The sequence below is a fragment of the Paenibacillus sp. FSL R10-2788 genome (assembly GCF_038003885.1).
Classification (GTDB): domain Bacteria; phylum Bacillota; class Bacilli; order Paenibacillales; family Paenibacillaceae; genus Paenibacillus_AQ; species Paenibacillus_AQ odorifer.
In genome coordinates this window covers 6,757,408-6,777,716 of sequence record NZ_JBBOQA010000001.1, presented here as the reverse complement: position 1 = coordinate 6,777,716, position 20,309 = coordinate 6,757,408, and the positions used below count along the sequence as shown (strand labels likewise).

Annotated in this window: 21 protein-coding genes; 17 read left to right on the top strand and 4 right to left on the bottom strand. The window is 43.2% G+C overall.

The genetic code is table 11. The annotated features are described in order from the left end of the window. The first annotated feature begins 238 nt into the window (after positions 1 to 238). The 9 genes from NSQ50_RS30110 to hmpA all read left to right on the top strand — a co-directional run bounded on the left by NSQ50_RS30110 (position 239) and on the right by hmpA (position 8,398). Positions 239 to 1,297 (top strand): LLM class flavin-dependent oxidoreductase, encoded by a 1,059-nt coding sequence (locus tag NSQ50_RS30110; RefSeq protein WP_036682260.1) that lies wholly within the window; start codon positions 239 to 241, stop codon positions 1,295 to 1,297. A 55-nt stretch (positions 1,298 to 1,352) separates the two neighbouring features. Continuing rightward, a complete protein-coding gene (locus NSQ50_RS30105) occupies positions 1,353 to 1,817 on the top strand; it encodes a RidA family protein (protein WP_036682469.1) in 465 nt (154 codons plus the stop codon). 177 nt (positions 1,818 to 1,994) lie between these two features. Next, on the top strand, positions 1,995 to 3,029 hold the full coding sequence (locus NSQ50_RS30100; protein WP_036682258.1) for a C40 family peptidase: 1,035 nt from the start codon (positions 1,995 to 1,997) through the stop codon (positions 3,027 to 3,029). A 143-nt stretch (positions 3,030 to 3,172) separates the two neighbouring features. After that, positions 3,173 to 3,820 (top strand): pentapeptide repeat-containing protein, encoded by a 648-nt coding sequence (locus NSQ50_RS30095; RefSeq protein WP_076222388.1) that lies wholly within the window; start codon positions 3,173 to 3,175, stop codon positions 3,818 to 3,820. Positions 3,821 to 3,932: 112 nt separating this feature from the next. After that, entirely contained in the window at positions 3,933 to 4,628 is a 696-nt protein-coding gene (locus NSQ50_RS30090) for a response regulator transcription factor (protein ID WP_076124136.1), read from the top strand. A 108-nt stretch (positions 4,629 to 4,736) separates the two neighbouring features. Continuing rightward, positions 4,737 to 5,588 (top strand): M15 family metallopeptidase, encoded by an 852-nt coding sequence (locus NSQ50_RS30085; protein ID WP_076124134.1) that lies wholly within the window; start codon positions 4,737 to 4,739, stop codon positions 5,586 to 5,588. Continuing rightward, complete coding sequence (locus tag NSQ50_RS30080) at positions 5,588 to 6,109, top strand: VanZ family protein (RefSeq protein ID WP_076222387.1); 522 nt, start codon at positions 5,588 to 5,590, stop codon at positions 6,107 to 6,109. Before NSQ50_RS30085 ends, NSQ50_RS30080 begins: the two co-directional genes overlap by 1 nt. 38 nt (positions 6,110 to 6,147) lie before the next feature. After that, entirely contained in the window at positions 6,148 to 6,984 is an 837-nt protein-coding gene (locus NSQ50_RS30075) for a YitT family protein (RefSeq protein ID WP_036682251.1), read from the top strand. A 208-nt stretch (positions 6,985 to 7,192) separates the two neighbouring features. After that, complete coding sequence (hmpA, locus tag NSQ50_RS30070) at positions 7,193 to 8,398, top strand: NO-inducible flavohemoprotein (protein ID WP_076191609.1); 1,206 nt, start codon at positions 7,193 to 7,195, stop codon at positions 8,396 to 8,398. A 63-nt stretch (positions 8,399 to 8,461) separates the two neighbouring features. On the opposite strand, the gene NSQ50_RS30065 is transcribed toward hmpA, so the two are convergent. Together NSQ50_RS30065 and NSQ50_RS30060 are read right to left on the bottom strand one after the other, a co-directional pair. Then, positions 8,462 to 9,568, bottom strand: coding sequence for a PdaC/SigV domain-containing protein (locus NSQ50_RS30065; protein WP_076191612.1), 1,107 nt, complete (start codon positions 9,566 to 9,568; stop codon positions 8,462 to 8,464). A gap of 185 nt (positions 9,569 to 9,753) precedes the next feature. After that, positions 9,754 to 10,602, bottom strand: a complete 849-nt coding sequence (locus NSQ50_RS30060; RefSeq protein ID WP_076222386.1) for a metallophosphoesterase — start codon at positions 10,600 to 10,602, stop codon at positions 9,754 to 9,756. A gap of 108 nt (positions 10,603 to 10,710) precedes the next feature. Here NSQ50_RS30060 and NSQ50_RS30055 point away from each other — a divergent pair, with 108 nt between their 5' ends. The 3 genes from NSQ50_RS30055 (at position 10,711) to NSQ50_RS30045 (ending at position 13,152) form a co-directional block, all read left to right on the top strand. Beyond that, positions 10,711 to 11,532: a methyl-accepting chemotaxis protein gene (locus tag NSQ50_RS30055; RefSeq protein WP_036682244.1), complete on the top strand. Its 822-nt coding sequence runs from the start codon at positions 10,711 to 10,713 to the stop codon at positions 11,530 to 11,532. An 80-nt stretch (positions 11,533 to 11,612) separates the two neighbouring features. After that, the gene (locus NSQ50_RS30050) at positions 11,613 to 11,891 is read left to right on the top strand and encodes a hypothetical protein (RefSeq protein ID WP_038573810.1); all 279 of its coding nucleotides are present in this window, start codon (positions 11,613 to 11,615) and stop codon (positions 11,889 to 11,891) included. Between the two features lie 139 nt (positions 11,892 to 12,030). Further along, complete coding sequence (locus NSQ50_RS30045; protein WP_076222385.1) at positions 12,031 to 13,152, top strand: nitric oxide synthase oxygenase; 1,122 nt, start codon at positions 12,031 to 12,033, stop codon at positions 13,150 to 13,152. A gap of 124 nt (positions 13,153 to 13,276) precedes the next feature. Here the strand turns inward: NSQ50_RS30045 and NSQ50_RS30040 are convergent, their stop codons facing one another. Next, positions 13,277 to 13,918: a TetR/AcrR family transcriptional regulator gene (locus NSQ50_RS30040; RefSeq protein ID WP_076222384.1), complete on the bottom strand. Its 642-nt coding sequence runs from the start codon at positions 13,916 to 13,918 to the stop codon at positions 13,277 to 13,279. A gap of 187 nt (positions 13,919 to 14,105) precedes the next feature. Between NSQ50_RS30040 and NSQ50_RS30035 the strand changes: the two genes are divergently transcribed. Together NSQ50_RS30035 and NSQ50_RS30030 are read left to right on the top strand one after the other, a co-directional pair. Next, on the top strand, positions 14,106 to 14,858 hold the full coding sequence (locus NSQ50_RS30035; RefSeq protein WP_038573803.1) for an SDR family NAD(P)-dependent oxidoreductase: 753 nt from the start codon (positions 14,106 to 14,108) through the stop codon (positions 14,856 to 14,858). A gap of 163 nt (positions 14,859 to 15,021) precedes the next feature. After that, the gene (locus NSQ50_RS30030; protein ID WP_076222383.1) at positions 15,022 to 16,437 is read left to right on the top strand and encodes a hypothetical protein; all 1,416 of its coding nucleotides are present in this window, start codon (positions 15,022 to 15,024) and stop codon (positions 16,435 to 16,437) included. A gap of 67 nt (positions 16,438 to 16,504) precedes the next feature. On the opposite strand, the gene NSQ50_RS30025 is transcribed toward NSQ50_RS30030, so the two are convergent. Further along, the gene (locus NSQ50_RS30025; protein ID WP_038573797.1) at positions 16,505 to 17,995 is read right to left on the bottom strand and encodes a peptide MFS transporter; all 1,491 of its coding nucleotides are present in this window, start codon (positions 17,993 to 17,995) and stop codon (positions 16,505 to 16,507) included. Positions 17,996 to 18,250: 255 nt separating this feature from the next. On the opposite strand from NSQ50_RS30025, the gene NSQ50_RS30020 reads away from it, so the two are divergent. The 3 genes from NSQ50_RS30020 (at position 18,251) to NSQ50_RS30010 (ending at position 20,306) form a co-directional block, all read left to right on the top strand. Continuing rightward, positions 18,251 to 18,607: a nucleotide excision repair endonuclease gene (locus NSQ50_RS30020; protein WP_036682230.1), complete on the top strand. Its 357-nt coding sequence runs from the start codon at positions 18,251 to 18,253 to the stop codon at positions 18,605 to 18,607. Between the two features lie 135 nt (positions 18,608 to 18,742). Then, on the top strand, positions 18,743 to 19,408 hold the full coding sequence (locus tag NSQ50_RS30015; RefSeq protein WP_235219468.1) for a glycosyltransferase: 666 nt from the start codon (positions 18,743 to 18,745) through the stop codon (positions 19,406 to 19,408). Between the two features lie 208 nt (positions 19,409 to 19,616). After that, a complete protein-coding gene (locus NSQ50_RS30010; protein ID WP_244886407.1) occupies positions 19,617 to 20,306 on the top strand; it encodes a hypothetical protein in 690 nt (229 codons plus the stop codon). The last annotated feature ends 3 nt before the right edge of the window (positions 20,307 to 20,309 follow it).

The following is a 20,309-nucleotide window of genomic DNA, read 5'->3' as shown; positions in this document are numbered from 1 at the left end:
CTTGAATTTTAATGGTTTGCCATATGATCATTTGTTCTACGAGAACGGCTATTTGTTTAAGAGTGTTTCAACATATTCCTTCAAAATCCTCTATTTGTAAGCGTGGTTTTGCAAATTTTAAGGATGAGTTTCTCGACAAACTGGGGTTGGACAGAATGATTAGCTTTTTTAACCTTAACTTGTGTTATAATCAAACAAACAATTTAAAGAGGAAATTATAGTTAAGGGGGATTTGTAAGTGGAAATAGGAATAAGCACGTTCGTAGAAACAACACCGGATGTCCAGACAGGTGAAGTGATAAGTCATGCGCAGCGTTTGCGCGAGGTCGTAGAGGAGATTGTGCTTGCAGATCAGGTGGGTTTAGATATATTTGGCGTGGGCGAACATCATCGTAAAGATTATGCGGCTTCTTCTCCAGCAGTTTTGCTGGCTGCGGCGGCCTCACAGACGACACGGATTCGGCTAACCAGTGCGGTTACAGTACTTTCCTCTGATGACCCCGTACGTGTGTTTCAGGATTTCGCTACTCTTGATGGAATCTCAAATGGACGCGCAGAGATCATGGCAGGCCGGGGTTCTTTTATCGAGTCGTTCCCGCTGTTTGGGTATGATTTGAATCATTATGATGAGCTGTTCGATGAGAAGCTGGACTTGCTGCTCAAAATACGGGAATCCGAAAAAATAACATGGAGCGGTGCGCACCGTCCTGCCATTAATAATCTGGGGATTTATCCGCGTCCCGTGCAAAATCCTTTGCCAGTATGGATTGGCAGCGGGGGAAATACAGAATCTGTAATTCGTGCGGGGTTACTAGGATTACCGCTTGTGTTGGCTATCATTGGTGGCAGTCCGCTACAGTTTGCTCCGCTAGTGAAGCTCTATAAGAAGGCTGCAGCACAAGCGGGACATGATGTGTCGAAGCTGCCCGTTGCTTCACACTCACACGGCTTTATTGCAGAGGACAATCAGCAGGCTGCCGATATGTTCTTTCCTTCTACGCAAGCTAGTATGAATGTAATTGGCCGGGAACGCGGATGGGGTCAATACACTCGTGCAAGCTATGATGCGGCACGTAGATTTGAAGGCGCTTTGTATGTAGGTGACCCGGAGACCGTTGCTGAGAAAATCATTCACCTGCGCAAGCAAGTAGGCATCACACGTTTTATGCTGCATGTGCCGCTTGGCACGATGCCTCATAAGGATGTAATGAGAGCCATTGAGCTATTGGGTACCCAAGTAGCACCAATTGTTCGCGCTGAAATATCGAGATGGGAAGCAGAGGTTGAAGCTAAGTAGTAACTATGATCTTACTAAATTATTGATGCTGTTGATAATGGAGGGGGAGATGGGTATGACAGAGCACACTATAGCGAGCAGACTTGAAGCATTAGGAATTGTCCTGCCTGAGGCTAGTGAACCCGCGGCAAAATACGCTAACTACGTAATTGTTAATGGCTTATGTTTTGTATCGGGAAAAGGACCGGCGGGCCATCCCAAAGGAAAGCTGGGACAAGACTACACTACCGAAGAAGGCTACCATTTTGCACGTTTAACGGGTATAGAGATCCTTGCCGTCCTTAAGACAGCTTTAGGTTCTTTGGATAAAGTGAAAAGAGTAGTCAAAGTTCAAGGCTTCGTTAATGCAGATCCCCTCTTTGAAGAACATCATAAAGTGCTTAACGGTTGTTCAGATTTAATGCTGGAGGTGTTCGGAGACAAGGGTCTTCATGCTCGTTCTGTATTGGGTGCTGTTTCTGTAAGGGACAATCTTCCGCTCATTATTGATTCCATTTTTGAGGTAGAGGAACCTGTCTAGCGGGCTCCATGAGGGCATACTTAAAAAGAGGACTGTGGTACCGAAAGGTGATCGCAGTCCTCTTTTTTTAGGTGCTTATGCTGTAGCTAGATGCTCACCCCAATATTTGTAACAAAACTAATTACCCTTTTTTTAGTAACAATAGGTGCACATATCAATCAACGAGGTGATGACATCATGAAGTTTCAAAAGAAAGCTATGTTACTTTTACTACTTACATCTATGCTCTATACTGCTCCGGCCTATGCGGGGACAACGCCTCAGACTCCGGTTACAGCCGTCTATCTGGATGATCAACAGCTACAATTAGAGGCTCAGCCCTTGCTCGTAAACGATACAGTACTAGTCCCTATGCGCAAGTTATTTGAAGCTCAAGGGGCAAAGATTACTTGGAATAATGATACCAAGACCGTTAAGGCAACCAAGGGAGACCTGGTGCTGACCTATCATATTGGCGATCAAGCAGCGAATAAAAATGGCCATTCCTTAAGTGTAGCCGTTCCCGGCCAGATTGCCGGCGGTTATACGATGATGCCACTGCGTTTTGTCAGCGAAGCTTTGGGCAGCACTGTGAAGTGGGATACTGCTACTCGTGCTGTTCGTATCTACTCGGCAGTGGATTACGATACGACAATTCTATATGGAGTTAATCTGCGAAGTTTGCCAGATTCGTCAGCCCAATCAACGGTTCAGCAAATGTTGTCGGCAGGAGATAAGGTACATGTGGTTAGAGAAGTAGATGCTTTATGGTTAGAAGTGCGAACGCAGGATAACAAGAGTGGATATATCTCTGCTAAACCCAAATATAGCAATTATACGAGTGCTGCTCTTGTAGAGCGGCAGGGAAACGAGCTGCTTGCTTACGGAGAAAAATATCTGGGAACGCCTTATGAATTTGGCGCTGCTACTGACCAGACGTCAACCTTTGACTGTTCTTCTTTTGTAGGACATGTATTTAAGGATATGTTGGCAATTGACCTGCCACGTGTCTCTTACAATCAGGCCAAAGAGGGCAAAGAGGTTGGAATTAACGAGCTGCGCAAGGGGGATCTGTTATTCTTCAGTGCACGTGGACTTGATATTGGACATGTGGCGATTTACGCGGGAAATAATCAGATCCTACATACGTACTCCAAGGAGCTTGGCGTTCATTATGAAGCCTTAAGTGACAAGTGGAAGAAACGTTTGGTGACGGCTCGCAGATTGTTTTAGCTAGGTAATAATTAGGCTATAATTATCACGGTGAATAAGCATCCGAATACATTTGGGGGATGAAGCAGATTGGCTAAGACCATAGTAGAAAAGTTGAAATCTCCTCTCCATTAAAATTTATCAGAAAAGAACTCCAGCAAGATGTGTTGAAAGCCTTAAACACCCTATCAGAAGCTAACCGTATAGTCACAATTCTCTACTATATCGACAATTACAAGGTTAGGGAAATCGCCGATTTCCTTGATTTATCCAGCGAAGCTGTTGAGAGTAGACTCCGCAGATCAAGAGCGATCTTAAAAAGGGAGATGTTGAGTACAGTGAATAATAATCTTAGTGAAAACAAATTACAGGACGAATTTAAGAAGAGAGTCTTTCAGGATGAAAGAATGACTGAAACGAATTTTCGTCGTGTGGCTATGGGCCAGAGTGAATTTGATGATATTGATATGCATAAAACAAACTTCTCCAATGTAAATATGGAGGGGACCGGATTCGATAATATTAATATGAGCAGTACTACCTTTAATGACATCAATATGCATTCTGTTAAGTTTAATGAAGTGGGGCTGTGGGAAATAGAGGTTAGTAATAGTGAACTAGGGGAGGCTTATTTCCACGATATTCATTTGTACGGTAAAGGCAATAAGTTTGAGCGATGCCAGCTAAACGGGACATCCTTTGTAGATTGTGATCTTTCGAATGTGGATATAAGAGACTGCAATCTTTCAGGCGTCACAGTAAATGGGATTTCATTAGAGCTATTGTTAGACAGCTATAATAAAAGGAAATAGACTATATAAATCATAGATTTAATCGGAAACCACTTCTTTCTAGGAGTGGTTTTTGAGTTTAGGGTATAATGGATGAAGAGTGTACAGCACAACCTATAGGAGTGAAAAATAGATGAAGCGCATCACCATTTTAATTGCGGATGATGAGGCGGAAATTGCCGACTTGGTGGCCTTGCATTTGCAAAAAGAGGGGTATCATATCCTCAAAGTGTCCGATGGAAGGGCAGCGGTACAAGCCATTGAGTCGCAAACGATAGATTTGGCGATTCTGGATATCATGATGCCGGGGCTGGATGGTTACGAGGTCACCCGCCATATTCGGGAGCATCATCATCTGCCGATTATTTTTCTGAGTGCTAAAACTTCCGATCTTGATAAAATCACCGGACTGGTTATGGGCGCAGATGATTATATGACCAAACCGTTTAACCCAATGGAGCTGGTCGCCCGGGTCAATTCCCAGTTGCGGCGCTCCATACAATTCAGTCAGCCCGCAGCCATACCTAAATCGGTGCTAGAGGTTCGGGGATTGATGATTTCACCGGATGAGCATACGGTTACTCTTTATGGTGAGGTTATTGAGTTAACTCCAAAAGAGTTTGATATTTTGCACTTATTGGTCAGCCATCCTAAGCAGGTGTTTAGTGCGGAGAACATTTTTCAACAGGTGTGGGGCGATGCTTATTATGAGAGTGGGAACACGGTCATGGTGCATATCCGTACCTTGCGCAAAAAGCTCGGTGAAGACATCAATAAGAATAAATTCATTAAGACGATCTGGGGCGTTGGATATACTTTTAATGGGTAAAGCCCGTGAAATTTATTTATTTTAAGAAAAACTTTATATTTGTCCCGCCTTTTCTTTAAAGTGTCTTCGTTATTCTATTCCTATCAAGGAAATGGGAGGACATTGCTGATGAAGAAGTGGGGCTTTTTGGCGTTGGTTGTGTTGTTGCTTGGGTATGCAGCGGCTCGTTATTTACCGAATACGGGTAATTTAGGATACGATGATAAGATTCGCAAAGAATCTATTAGAAATAACAATAGCTTAGAGGTAGTAACACAAGATCAAGTGTATCAAGGGGATTTGTTGCTGGTGAACAAACAATACCCGGTACATGAGGATAGTGTGAAGTCTGATATCGTGACCTTATATGAGCAGGCGGATCTGGTGCAGGGTTATGGGCTGCTGGATACCTCGATTCGTTTGTCTGAAAGTGTAGCGCATAAATTCAATAAGATGGTCAAAGCTGCCGAAAAAGAGGGTGTGAATCATTTTTTAATTAGCAGCGGGTACAGGGACTTTGAAGAGCAAGAGAAATTATATCAGGAAAAAGGTTCGGACTATGCTTTACCGGCGCAATATAGTGAACATAATTTAGGATTATCTCTGGATATCGGGTCGTCCCAATCAGAAATGAGTAAAGCGCCTGAAGGAAAATGGCTGCAAAAAAATGCCTGGAAATACGGCTTTATTCTCCGCTATCCGAAAGACAAAACCGAGATTACGGGGATAAAATATGAACCCTGGCATTTCCGTTATGTAGGGTTGCCGCACAGCGCCATTATTCATGAGAAGGGGCTTGTGCTAGAACAATATTTGGATTTCTTGAAAGAGAACAAAGAGATTTCAACAACAGTAGACGGCAAAGCTTATACAGTAAGTTATTTTCCGGTATCCAAATACACTACGATCAAAATTCCACAGGAAGGGCAATATATGACGTCAGGCGATAACATGGATGGCATAATTGTTACTACATATTAATGACTAAAGAGCCGAAAAAAAAGTCTGCTATAAACCTTTTGCTGGCAGCGATATTTATCGTCTATATGTATTTTTTAATCCGAATTATTTTATTTAAAGGTGCACCGGTGAACTTATTATCGCTTTGGGAGCAAGCGGGACGTATGTTTGAACATCCAGACCGGATTTTTAATCGCCGAGGCAACTATATCCCTTTTAAGGAGATCTCCCGGGGGATGGACAATCTGTCGCTTTCAGATCCTTTTTCATCGATTAATTTAGTAGGGAATTTGTTAGCCTTTATTCCGTTTGGGATCTTGGTGCCCATGCTGTTATCGCAAAAAGTAAGGCTGTTTCGAAGAGTTTTCTTCCTCTCGCTGGCGCTGAGCTTCTGTTTTGAATTCACACAATTAGTATTGTATATCGGCACCTTTGATGTGGATGATCTTATTTTGAACACTGGCGGCGGGGTGGCTGGTTACTGTATCTATAGACTGTTGACTTCTTTCGGATGGATTGCATCTATATCAAAGCGGTGTTAGTATTTGTGGATATAGATCTAGGGTAGAAGGGGCATGGTATGAAAAAGCGTATTTCGGATATTGTTTCCATCATTGTAGGAGCTTTGTTATTCTCCTTGGCCGTTAATTTGTTTGTGATTCCGAACGAGTTCGGTGAAGGCGGGGTCACGGGACTGACTATGATTACTTACTATTTGTATCAGTGGTCACCCGGTATTGTTAGTTTGATTCTTAACGCTTTATTATTAATTGTGGGGTACAAATTTCTAGACAAAACTACGACGGTATACACGATTATTGCGGTGTTTTTCAATTCGTTATTCCTGATTCTTACGAAAAATTGGAATATTGGCAGCGATGAGTTGATAATTAATGCAATATTCGGGGGTATCTTCTCAGGTGTGGGTATCGGGCTAATTATACGAGTGGGTGGAACGACTGCAGGGTCAACCATCATCGCCAGAATTCTACATAAATATTTGGACTGGAATGTTAGTTACGCGCTACTGCTCGTTGATTTAATTGTGGTGTTCGCTTCGTATTTCATCATTGGAGTACAAAGTCTGATGTTTACGATCGTGATGCTCTATGTAGCCACTAAGATAATGGACTTCATTATTGAGGGAGTGAACCCTAAGAAGGCTGTTACGATTGTATCCCAAGAGCAGGACAAAATTGCTGAACAGGTTAATGGAATTATGGATAGAGGCGTCACAGTAATATATGGCCGTGGGTACTATACCAAGACACCTAAAGAGCTGCTGTATATTGTGATTAGCAAGCAGGAAGTGACTATGCTTAAGAAAATCGTCAAATCCATTGATAAAGAGGCGTTTATTACCATCCACGATGTACGAGATGTATTCGGAGAAGGTTTTGTGGAGCTGTCAAAATAATAAGATAAAAAGCTATCCCGGAAGCTATAATGGCTGCTTGGATAGTTTTTTTGATTTCGGGTACGTTATTGTGATGGATATCATTGCAATTATTGAATCGTTCACATTTTTTCAATTTCCCGTGTGATTGAACGCACACTATGGGATGTTCAGCTTCTATATGCTTTTTATAGAGGAATTAATTTATTGCAGGAAAGAGGGTATTTAGATGTTAGATCAACAAACCATTGAAATCATAAAATCAACGGTGCCCGTATTGCAGGTTCATGGGAAGACCATCACAACTACTTTCTATGGCATGTTATTTGAAAATCATCCGGAGTTACTAAATATATTTAATCATGCCAACCAACGGGAAGGTAAACAGCAGACTGCACTTGCTAACGCCGTACTCGCGGCGGCAATGAATATTGATCAGCTGGGAAATATTTTGCCTGTGGTAAAACAGATTGCGGAGAAACATCGGGCATTGGGAGTATTACCTGAACATTATCCCATCGTAGGTGAGACTTTGTTAGCTGCTATTGGGCAAGTACTTGGCGATGCGGCGACGCCGGAAATTATTGATGCTTGGGCAAAGGCGTATGGCGTGATTGCAGATGCCTTTATTGGTGTCGAAGCAGAGAAGTATCGTGAAGCTGCCGAAATTCCCGGGGGTTGGAGTGGATTTAGAAACTTTGTGGTTACTAAGAAGGTTAAAGAAAGTGAACTTATTACTTCCTTCTACCTTTCTCCTGAGGATGGAGGGGCTATAGCTTCTTACTTGCCGGGTCAATACATCACGGTTCGTGTTCAGCCTGAGGGAGAGGAATACACCCATGTTCGCCACTATAGTTTGTCCAGTGCGCCGGGACAGTCGTATTACCGCATCACAGTTAAACGGGAAGGTGAAGGGCCGGATAAACCGGCTGGAGTCGTATCTACTTTCCTTCATGATGTCGTACAAGTGGGAGCTATATTGGAAGTAAGCTCGCCAGCAGGTGATTTCGTACTAAATAAAGATAGTGATCGTCCAGTGGTTCTTATCAGTGGTGGGGTTGGACTAACCCCTATGGTAAGTATGCTGGAGACATTAATTGCTATGCAGCCAGAACGAGAGGTAACGTACATTCATGCAGCCATCAATGGAAGCTTGCATGCTATGAAAGAAATGGTGGCGGATTTGGAGCAGTCCCATCCTACCCTACGATCCTATGTATGTTATGAAACTCCAAGTGAAGGAGATACGTTCCATAAAACAGGTTATATTGATCTAGCTTGGCTGCAAGAAGTAACAGACGTAAACTCTGAATTCTATTTCTGCGGACCGACTCCTTTTATGAAGGCGATATATAAGGCTCTTAAGGAATGGAAGGTGGCTGAAGACAGAATTCATTATGAATTCTTCGGCCCGGCTGGAAGTTTGGAAGCCTAAGCTGTAAAACCAAAAGAGCGTCCCAGTCCTAATGACTGTGACGCTCTTTTTTACAATAGAAGTTTATTTGAAGGCAGCGAATGGGTTAGTTCCCTTTGGTAATATTGAACTGAAATTAAAGGTGTACGTAGGAATTCCAGCCGCATAAGGGGCAATTTCGTACTGTTGGTAGAAGATTGCAAGGCCACTCTCGGAAACGTAGAAGTTTGGTTTTTCTGTTAGTCCGCCAGGTGTATCTGGAAAAGCTAGCTCCTTGGTGCTTTCCTTCAACATTTTATCTAATTTTTGTTTGTAGTTTGGCTCTGCCTTCAGCAGGTCCTTAAGTTCAATTGGTTTGCCGTCTTTCAGCGAGAAGGTAAATCCTTCACGAAGGGCTCCACCATGTGCTCCACCAGTATAGCCATATTGATCAGTCACGATGCTCAGAACCCCTTCACGGTTAAAGGAGACAACAAAAGTTTGAGAGAAGTCATATTTATTCTCTATAGTACCATCTCTACGGCTAGCCTGTTCTTCACTCTCTGCGACGAATTGTTCAGCTTGCTTTTTGAAGATCGCATTAATCTTAGTCTGCACTTCATCCGTTAAGCCACTGATTTTTGGATACTGTACTTTGATACTAGCATTTTTATTGCTCTTATCTAAGGTTTCAGAGGTAATTTTGATGTCATTCATTACTTTTTTACTTAGATCAAGTGATTTCAATGAAGGATTATAAACGCCTTGCACTCCTAAATAGTCAGACAAGAGTTTGAACGGAACATAAATCCGGTCGTTGATGACCTTCACATCATGACTGCCGGTCATGCTATAAATGTAATAGCCATTCAGGGTTGTACTAACACCGTAATCTGAGACCTCCATGTCCAGCTTCATGGAATCGCTGCCTACACTATAAGTTTTGGTGCTTGCATTATAGTTAATGGAGAGGCCAAAAGCATCCCGTAGTACAGTTAAAGGGATCATGGTGTTACCGTTTACTATTTTCGCTTGCTGCGATAAGGTCTGGCCTTTATATTTAAGCACTACAGAGGGTTGCTGTGCGGCTTGTTTTACCGTATTTCCTCCGGTAGTTGCGGCTTGAACTGAAGTTCCTCCTACTAGTCCCGACCCTCCAAGCAATACTCCAGCAGCCAAGATGGCTGAGGTCCATTTCATACTTTTATTCATAACTTAATCTCTCCTTCCCAAGGATGGGCTTATGTAGTTGCAATATGATATTTTTTCCTCTATCACTCCTACAATTATACCTAGGTCCCAAATAGATTTGATTACAAAGACGGTTACAGTGTTGTTGCATAGATATGCAAAAGGTATATACTTTTTAACCATTTTGTACGATTAAGACACTAGCATTAAGAATGTAAAGTAATTACGGTGAGCTCGGGACGACAATTAAAACGAACAGGCATACGAGTTACTCCTATCCCGCGAGTGGTATAGACCTGAAGTTGGCTGTTGGGCAGTTGATATAACCCACTTGAATATTTACTTCCGTGAGGCGGGGTATATAAAGCTCCGACAAATGGAAACCGCACTTGGCCTCCGTGGCTATGGCCAGACAATTGCAGATCTATAGGCAGCTTGCAAAAGTCATCGGCGAAATCAGGTTCATGGGCTAGGAGAATTGTGCAAGCCTCTTCCGGGATATGAAGCAGCGCTTGGGCGATGTCTGCTTTTCCGACCCAAGGATCATCTATTCCGGCAATATAGAGCTTGTCCGTACCTTGGGTTAGGACGATATGTTCATTATGGAGCACGTGGAAGCCCGATTGTGTTAGCCCTTTCGTTACAACCTTTCTGGTCCCAAAAGCATCATGATTGCCTAATACTGCAAATTGTCCAAAAGGAGCCCGCAACTGAGAGCACAAGGCTACGGCTTCTGAAATATAATCGGCTGAATGATCTAATAAATCGCCGGTGAAGCAGATCAGATCTGGCTTTACCTGTTGAATTTGTTGCGCTAGCTCCGTTAAAGCTTGCGGCTTGGAATATACCCCCTGGTGTAAATCACTAAAATGAACGATACGAAATTTATCGAAGGCTGGAGAAAGTCTAGGGAGTGTAATATCTACGTATTTGATTTCCAGCCAGTAGGGTTCGATCCAATGTGAATAGATACCGGATGCACCAGCTGTTCCAAGAAGGCCTAGAGTTACTTGAGCGCTTTTCTGTAGAAATTGTCGTCTGCTAATAGTATTCATAAACAAATCATACGTGGGGATTGTTACTCTACTATGACAATATTCATTTAATAACCCATTGTGACGATAAAACTACATATACATTTTTTTTATATGGGAGATGAAGAGATGAGTATTATCGATGCCTTAGTCCTCGCAGCACCTTATTTCAAAAAGATTCACTCGCAGGATATTATGATTGGAATCACGGACAGGGAGATCTTCCATTATTACGCACCAAGTAAAGTTATTGATCTCGGATTGGTTAAGGGTAACCCTATCCCGCCTGAAGATCTGTCGCTTTCAAATGGACTGAAAGGTATAGCAAGCTCTAACCGAATCCCAGCAGAAATTTATGGAGCTCCTGTAATCTCAACATGTGTACCTATCTACGGAACGGATGATGATGTAATCGGGGTTTTTGCCATTGCCTATACACTAGAGAACGAGAATAAGCTTGAAGGATTCACAGATGAGATTAATGAGATAAGCAGTCATCTAATGGAGATGGTGCAGAGCGTAGCTGCCCAATCTCAGGAATTATCAGCAACCTCGCAGCAAATATTAGATAATACGCGTAGAGCCGTAACAGAATCACAAGAAGTGAATAAGGTTGCCGGCTTCATTCGTGAGATTTCTGAGCAGACGAACCTGCTTGGGCTGAATGCGGCAATCGAAGCCGCGCGTGTAGGAGAGCAAGGGGCAGGTTTTGGGGTGGTTGCTACGGAAGTACGCAAACTGTCCGTTAACACTAAAGAAGCAACCCATAATATTGAAAAATCACTGAGTGATGTTCAAAAGTCCATTAAGCAAATGGAGCAAGAAATTGAAGCGATCTCTGCTTCTTCACACTCACAAGCAGAATTGGTCACTGAATTCAGCGGTGTCATTGAGCGCCTGAATAAAGCGAGTAATGAAATGACGTCCTTTATGCAATCCATTATCCAGTAGATAGTGAATGCATAAGATGACTTCACCCAAACCATGCTAGAAGAGAACAGGCGCATTTCAGAAGGGAGCGTATTTCATTTATGAAACAACCCGATTCCAGTCTGCAAGCGAATGACAATGTAACTCAAGCCAAAAATTCTTTGGGCAAGCTTCATTTCTCTGTCTCTCAGGCACTTAGTCATCCAACAGAACAGACTTTGGCACAGGCTGAGAACCGCCTGGCACATACTGAGCAGGCGATTCAGCAAGCTCAGGACTGGCTAGGTCCTCAAGGTGTGGAGTTGGCTGAAGAACTGTTGACCGAGGATAAGAGCAGACTTGCCTCATTGAATAAGCAAGGGAAACGTTCAGAGCGCTAAATGTTCCTGCCACAACCTGTGAAGCTCCAAGCTTCACGGGTTGTTCTTATGCGCTGTTCCCTGAAAGATGTGGCATAGGAAGAGGGATGTTATACTGGATTGAGAGTTTAAGCAAGGGTTTAGATGGGGGATAAGGGATATGAATGGCAAGCACATCGAAGAATTAACCCGGCAGGCGGAAGCTTTCATTCGACAATGTTACGCTGAACTAGATAAGTCTGAAGCCGAGACGGATCATCGCATCCTAGCCGTACATGAGGAAATTAACCAATCAGGCAGTTACACACATACAACGGAAGAATTAGCGCATGGTGCAAGAATGGCCTGGCGCCATAATAGCCGCTGCATTGGGCGTCTTTTTTGGCAATCCATTGAGCTAATCGATGAACGCCAAGCAGAGACTGAGGAACAAGTTGCTGAAGCGTTGCTGCGACATCTGGAAAAGGCGAACAACGGAGGACGTATTCGTTCACTCATCACGGTTTTCCGCAGCGGAGAAGATCCGAATCAGCGGATTCGGATCTGGAACCACCAATTGATTCGTTATGCCGGTTATCCTGGCGATGAAGAACACGGACGTGCAGGCGATCCGGCATCGGATGAATTCACAAAAATGTGCCAGCAACTAGGTTGGCAAGGAACGGGTGGCGATTATGATGTGTTGCCGTTAGTGATCAGTATTGGCAACGGGCATCCCTGCGTTTTCCCTATTCCTGATCACTTCATTCAGGAGGTACCGTTAACACATCCTGAAATTGAACGTTTTGCTGAGCTTCAGCTTCGTTGGTATTCTGTACCCATTATCGCGGACATGCAGTTGGAAATTGGCGGTATTCTGTACACGGCTGCTCCTTTTAACGGTTGGTACATGGAGACTGAAATCGGCTCGCGTAACTTGGGGGATACCGGACGATACAACACTTTGCCAGCTATAGCTGATGTGATGGGACTGGATCGCTCCAGCAACACAACGCTTTGGAAGGATAGGGCGCTTCTTGAGCTGAATCGCGCAGTGCTGCATTCCTTCAAGCAAGCAGGTGTCAGCATCGTGGATCACCATACAGCAGCAGATCAATTTGTTCGATTCCAGCAACAGGAGAACGAGCAGGGGCGCCAAGTCTCAGGGCGCTGGTCCTGGTTGATTCCGCCTATGTCACCCTCGTCTACACCGATTTGGCATGATCGTACGTTAAAAGAATATGATTTCAGCCCTCGTTTTCTTTATCAACAATCACCCGTCGCAACCTGCCCATTTCACTAGCTAACGAAGGCAGTATATAGGTCGCAACTTGAATCTGGATAGAGGCAATTTCCTTGGAAATGTCTCTTTTTGTTTTGACTATAGAAAAAGCGCCAAGTTCCCCTCCTAAGGAAACTGGCGCTTTTTAGGCTTTTAAATGATCCAGAAAAATTTGTTTAAGCAGCTCAAGCTGATCGTCGGAGTCTAGATCCGATTCCAGCAGGAGAATGTTTTTTTTCATCGTTAGTTTTCTGGAAAAGAGGGCAAAGCTATTCATGAGCGTAATTAAGGTCTCTTTTACGGGGAGACCCGCACGAATAGAGCCGTCTTCTACCCCATTTTGAATGATCCTGGAGTATTCATGCCAAATTTTGCGGTTGAGTGCATTGAAGCTCAGAACATCCTCAACAGGTTCATTTGAGTGTGAGGCGTAGCTTTCGAAATTGACCATAAAAATAATACTTAGATGATTTTGATCCTGAATAAAGAAATCAAATAATTTCTCGATTTGTTCAAGACAAGTAAGGGGCAAGTCAGCTACGTATTTAAAATGATCGAGCATAGGCTCCAGCATTCGGGTGGCTACAGCCACTACGAGTTTTTCTTTTCTGGGAAAATAGCGAAATAACGTCGCAATCCCGATATTGGCTTCGCTTGCGACATCTTGCATCGTCGACTTTTCGATTCCTTTTTGTGATAATACTCGTTCTGCGGATTCGAGGATCGTAATTAATCGTTGCTGCTTACCTTCGGATCGTTCTTTTTCATATCGTGTTTTAGGATTCATGAGGGCTAGACCCTTCCATTTTTTGATTGGGATTTTCAATTATTAGTATTATATCCACCGTTTATTGGATTAAGCAAGGAGTAGTTGTAGTTCTTTTACAAAAATGATATGATGTATATCACAGTGATAGTATGACTATCATCACTCAAATATTATATCACAATACGATTATAGAGGAGACCTAATTATGAATCGTCTAACTAATAAAGTAGCAATTATTACAGGTGCAGGCAGTGGCATGGGCCGTGAAGAAGCCCTTTTATTGTCCAAAGAGGGCGCTACAGTTGTGGCAACTGATATTAACGAGGCTGCCGTACAAGCAGTTGTGAAGGAAATTGAAGCAAATGGTGGACAAGCAGCAGCTTATGCACATAATGTGGCTTCCGAAGAAGACTGGATCAAGGTTGTAGAAGATGTGATTAGCAAGTTCGGGAAAATCGACATTTTGGTAAACAATGCAGGGATCTCATTCCCGGTTCAATTGCTCGAATCGACTGTTGATCAATGGAACAAAGTAATGAACATCAACGTGAGCAGCGTATTCCTTGGCATGAAGCATGTTGTTCCTCAAATGAAGAATAATAAAGGTGGTTCTATCGTTAATATTTCATCCATCGCAGGTTTGACTGGCAGCAGCGGTGCTGGTGCTTATACAGCTTCTAAAGGTGCAGTTCGTATGCTAAGTAAAGCAGCAGCTGTAGACTTTGGTAAAGATAACATTCGTGTGAACTCTGTTCACCCAGGATTTATCGAAACCCCAATGAGTGCTGAATTTGTAAATAACGAAAAAATGCATAGCTTCTTTATGTCTCAGACTGCGCTGCCACGTGTTGGTCGTGCTTCTGAAGTAGCTGAAGCTGTATTGTTCTTGGCTTCTGATGAAGCTTCTTACATTACAGGTGTTGAGCTGCCGGTTGATGGCGGAGTCGTAGCTAAATAATAATCTTTAATTAAGAAACACTAAGAAGCCGTCCCATACGTAGATTTTCTCTACGCGCGGGACGGCTTCTTTTGCTGTTTTAGGCCCATTTCTACCGAACATTAGCCTACACCCCTGCATACCATATAGCACTCGGATAGTAGGAGAAGGGTGTGGTGCAGAGATGGGCATCCAGTTAACAGCGCTCCATTATGTATATCTGGCATTTATCATATTTATAATGGCACTTCTGATCAAGAGACGGGACACAACGATGATCTGTATTGCGGGCATCTTTGTACTTGGGTGGTTAGCCACGGAAACCGTCAGTGGTTCAGTCACAGGTGTATTCAACTCTTTTGTATATGCAACCAAGGAGCTAATGGGTACGATCATGATTATTTCGATCATAGTAGCCATGAGCCGGGTATTAACACGCACGGGGATTAACGAGATCATGGTTGCTCCACTTACCCGCTTTTTGCGCACACCGTTCATAGCCTTTTGGGGGATCGGTCTGATTATGATGGTCACCTCATGGTTCTTCTGGCCTTCACCCGCAGTGGCCTTGATCGGGGTTGTGCTGCTGCCGGTTGCCATTCGAGTGGGACTGCCTGCTCTTGGAGCGGCGATGGCAATGAATTTATTTGGCCACGGGATTGCACTCTCAGGTGATTATATTATTCAAGGTGCGCCTAAATTAACAGCAGATGCGGCCGGACTTCCAGTGACCAGTGTCATGGAGGCGAGTGTTCCGCTTGTAATTGTTATGGGCGTGGTGACTACGATAACGGCGTATTGGATGATGCGCAGAGATCAGAAGAAGGGAACTTGGCGAGACGGGCTTATTGCCGGGAAAAGTGCCGTGAGTGCGTTATCTGCAGAGAATGATACGGCAGAGGATCCAGCGGTGATTCATCCAGCATTGAAAAAATGGCTGGCCATCGCCATTCCCATCCTGTTTTTAGCCGATGTAGCAGGCATGTTCCTGCTCGATTTGCAGGGTGGAGATGCAACTGCCTTAGTTGGTGGAACTGCGGTATTCATTCTGGTTGTAGTCACCTTGTTGGCACATCGTAATAAAGGATTGGAGCAAGTAACTTCTTATCTGATTGATGGACTTACGTTTGGCTTCAAAGTATTTGGTCCTGTGATACCGATTGCCGCTTTTTTCTATCTGGGGGATTCGGCGTTTGCTGAATTATTCGGCAAAGTGCTGCCTGCCGCATCTCAGGGGATTGTAAATGATCTAGGGGTCGCTCTAGCTCATAACGTCCCTCTGAACGGCGCTGTGGGTGCAGTAACCGCGACCATAACCGGAGCCATTACAGGCCTAGATGGTTCAGGGTTCTCGGGCATTTCACTTGCCGGGTCCATTGGGAAATTGTTTGCGGTGGCCACACATTCCGATGCGGCGACTTTAACTGCGCTAGGTCAGGTAGCTGCAATTTGGGTAGGTGGAGGCACGCTGATTCCGTGGGCATTGATTCCGGCCGCCGCTATTTGCGGAGTAAGCCCCTTTGAGCTGGCGAGACGGAATGTTAAGCCTGTATTGATTGGGCTGGTAGTCACGACGATTGTCGCCATGTTTCTGGTGTAGAGGTTGGATAACTATAGGAAACCAAAAAAAGGCTGCCGAGAGAATCTCGGGCAGCCTTTGGGTGTGTTTAATGTATCCCTTTCATGAAATTCTGAATTTTGGAAGAGAATAGGAAGAGGACAAGCGCAAGGAGAAGGGCCACTCCGCCAATTACTCCAAAATACATCATTTCGGTATCCGGGGTATAGAACTTCACAATCTGAGCATTAATTGCTTGGGCAGCGGCATTCGATAAGAACCACATACTCATCATTTGAGCGGTAAAAGCCGCCGGTGCCAGTTTGGTCGTTGCTGATAAACCCACAGGGGACAAGCATAACTCCCCGATTACGATGATAAAATAGCTGAGTACCAGCCATAATGGATTCACAAGTGAATTAGCTCCACCGAAATAAGCAGGTACTAGAATCACCAGGAAGGATAAACCTGCAAACAATAAACCAAGCGAGAACTTTTGCGGAATCGAGGGTTGACGGTTACCGAGCTTTAACCACAACCAGGCAAATATAGGTGCAAGAGTGATAATAAACAGCGGGTTAAGCGATTGGAACCAAGCAGGAGAAATGTGTAAGCCTGCAAAATCCAATTGGGTCCGTTTATCAGCAAAACTAGCTAGAACTGTGGAAGTCTGCTCTTGAATCGCCCAGAACATAATCGATGCGATAAATAAAGGAATGTATGCGAGAATTCTTGACCGTTCAACGGCTGTTGTCTTGGGACTGCGGTACATCATAATGAAATACATCGTAGGAATAAGTAAGCCTAACACCCCTACTATTTTTATTAATGTTTCAAAGGTAAGCACTCCGGTAAGAATGCCGATCGTAATCAAAATTGCAAGTACAACTAATCCTACACCAATCCAAGTAAAGATTTTTTTCTTCTGATCTGCAGGAATAGGGTTGTGTACAATCGTACCGGCCAGACCCAGATTTTTTGTGCGAGTCATAATATAAACGACTAGTCCAATAAACATTCCGACTGCGGCAATCGAGAAACCTAGATGGAAATTATTCATGCCTACTGCGCCAACAATTAGTGGGGAGAGAAATCCTCCCAGGTTGATGCCCATATAAAAAATGCTGAAGGCAGCGTCACGGCGGTTATCCTGTTCGCTATAAATTTCGCCGACAATACTTGAAACATTGGGTTTCAGTAGACCCGTTCCGAGTACGATTAAAACCATCGAAGCAAAAAATAATGTGGTATTGCCTGGAATAGCCAGTAGTATATGCCCGAACATGATTAAAACGCCGCCGTAGAAAACAGCCCTCGAAGTTCCGAGAAGCCGATCTGCAAGCCAGCCTCCGATGATCCCTGACATATATACAAGCGATCCATAGATAGACATAATAGAAAGTGCCATATCTTCAGGTAATCCGAGGCCGCCTTGGCTCACTTCATAATACATGTAGTAGACAAGGATAGCTCGCATGCCATAATAAGAGAAACGCTCCCAAAATTCTGTGAAGAAAAGGGTGAAAAGTCCCTTAGGATGTCCGAAGAAACCCTTTTGAGGGACACTATCTACTATTTTTTGCCGGTCTGTTACTGCCATGAATCAAATCCTCCTAGATGACAAATATCTATATATCATGATGCAAACGCCTCTATTTTATTTATAATCCTCTCCTGTCTAAGACCGCAACCCTTGGGCAGGAAGGTTTTGAATAATGCCATATTTTTTAGTAATATTTCCATTAGGTCAATCGAACTTGCTTTTATTGTATTTATTTGACTGCGCCAGATTGAATGGTCTTACTTAGCGATTTATGATACTATTTACTCCTATATAGAAAGAGGACGTGAGCTAATGATCAACATAACGATTCCCAAAGCGGATGTTAGTATTACTAAACAAATTAACCCGCAGTTAAGCAATATTTACGGATTTACGGACTTTCACCTGATTCCGAGAGATTACGGCGGTATCTTTATGTTCTACAATGATCAAGATGAGTTGTTGTTTGTAGGTAAAGCGAGAAAGCTAAGACCAAGAATTAAAAAACATTTTGAAGACACCGTATCTGACATCAAGCAACATCGGGACGAGGTCACCAGAATTGATGTATGTTTAATCGAAAGTCCAGTTCATAGAGAGATCTACGAAACCTATATCATTAATGAACTGAAATCTAAATACAATGTAGACAAAGTGATGTTTAGATAATAGTTAGACTCAGGCGCCGTCCACGTGATGGTGCTTTTTTTGTGTTCTGAGATCAGCTGTGAATGAAATGGAAGTAAAGGTGCACAATATACAAGATATTCAAATCCATTACTGTTCACAAGGAGATAGGTCATATTGAAAAATAAGAATTTGATGTTGAAGCTAACCTTATTGTGTATGTTTCTGGTTGTAAGTGTTACACCTACAATTGCTGATGCTGCAGCAGCTAAAGAGAAAAAGAGCTCCCACAAGCAATGCTTAACCCCTTCCGTAATTGAGCTTAAGGATAATCTTAGGAAGTTATGGATCGATCATGTGGTATGGACAAAAAACTACATTGTTAGCGCCTTTGCAGATTCCGAGGATAAGGAGAAGGTACTGGCAAGGCTGTTACAGAATCAGCAGGACATAGGGGATGCCTTTAAACCGTATTACGGTGAGGCAGTTGGAGATAAGGTAGCTCAATTATTGCGGGAGCATATTCTTATTGCCGGAAAAGTCCTAGATGCTGCGAAGGCTGGAAATCAGGCCGATGTGGAAAAATACAATAAAGAGTGGTATACCAACGCCGATGACATTGCCAAGTTCCTTAGTAGTCAGAATCCCAAATATTCTTATGAACAATTAAAGGAAATGCTTCATGAACATCTGGAATTGATTACTGATGACGTGACGGCTAGAGTTAAAAAGGATTGGGATGCCGAAATTGTCGCATTTGATAAAGGGCTGGAGCATATGATCATGTTCGCAGATATCTTAACCGAGGGATTGATCAAACAATTTCCCGATAAATTCAATTGAAATCAAAGCACCCGAAGGGGTGCTTTTTTTATTTTGCAGAAGAAAATAGGTCTTTAGGTGCATTTCAGAAAGTTAGATATAAAGGCTCACTTACATACAAGATAAGTAAACTATAATAGACTCGTGGGCACTCGACATTTTTTGACATTTTTTTATAATTGAGGTGATAAAATCGATGATTTCCCCCTTTTTTAAAAAGAAAGATTCAGTGGATAAGCAATCCAAGTCGGATATGGTTCAAAAGGTACAGTTATTAGATGATCAGGTCGAAGAAATAGAAGAAAAGACCTCGGACGAGACTTTAGCTGGATTGGTTACGACAGGCAAAGCTCAGCTTGATAAAAAATCACTCGATTTGATCTTCTCCGTGGAGCAGATTATTCAGGCCAGACAACATGCGGAGACCAATATTAATGAGCTTCAGGATCGGTTGACCCATTCCAGCAGTCATGTGGAGCGATTAAACCGGGATATGAAAAACCTTAATAAGGTCATTGAGGAAAGAGAAAAGAATGTCCGCGAGCTTGAGCATAAGTTGATTGAGAGAAATTTGAAGGTCGATCAAGTGCTGGAGGATTACCGCGAGCTTCAAACTGCGCTCACAGCTGAGATCGAGGAATTAAAGAGTACCATTGAGCTGGAGCAGCAAAAATATGTAAATCTGATTCAAAAACATAACGAAGCCCATGCAGAGAAACTTAAAAAGATGAATGATCTGGAAGAGAAAATCGGACGGGTTGAGATTGAGAATGCACATTTAAAACAGAAGTACGATACGATTCGCCAAGAAAAGGCGTATCTCTCGGGTATGATCAGCGATTTCACCAATCGGATGACGGTTCCTTTTGGGAGTGGCAGTAGTCTGACGGATCGAAATGATGGAAACGGAGATACATAGGAT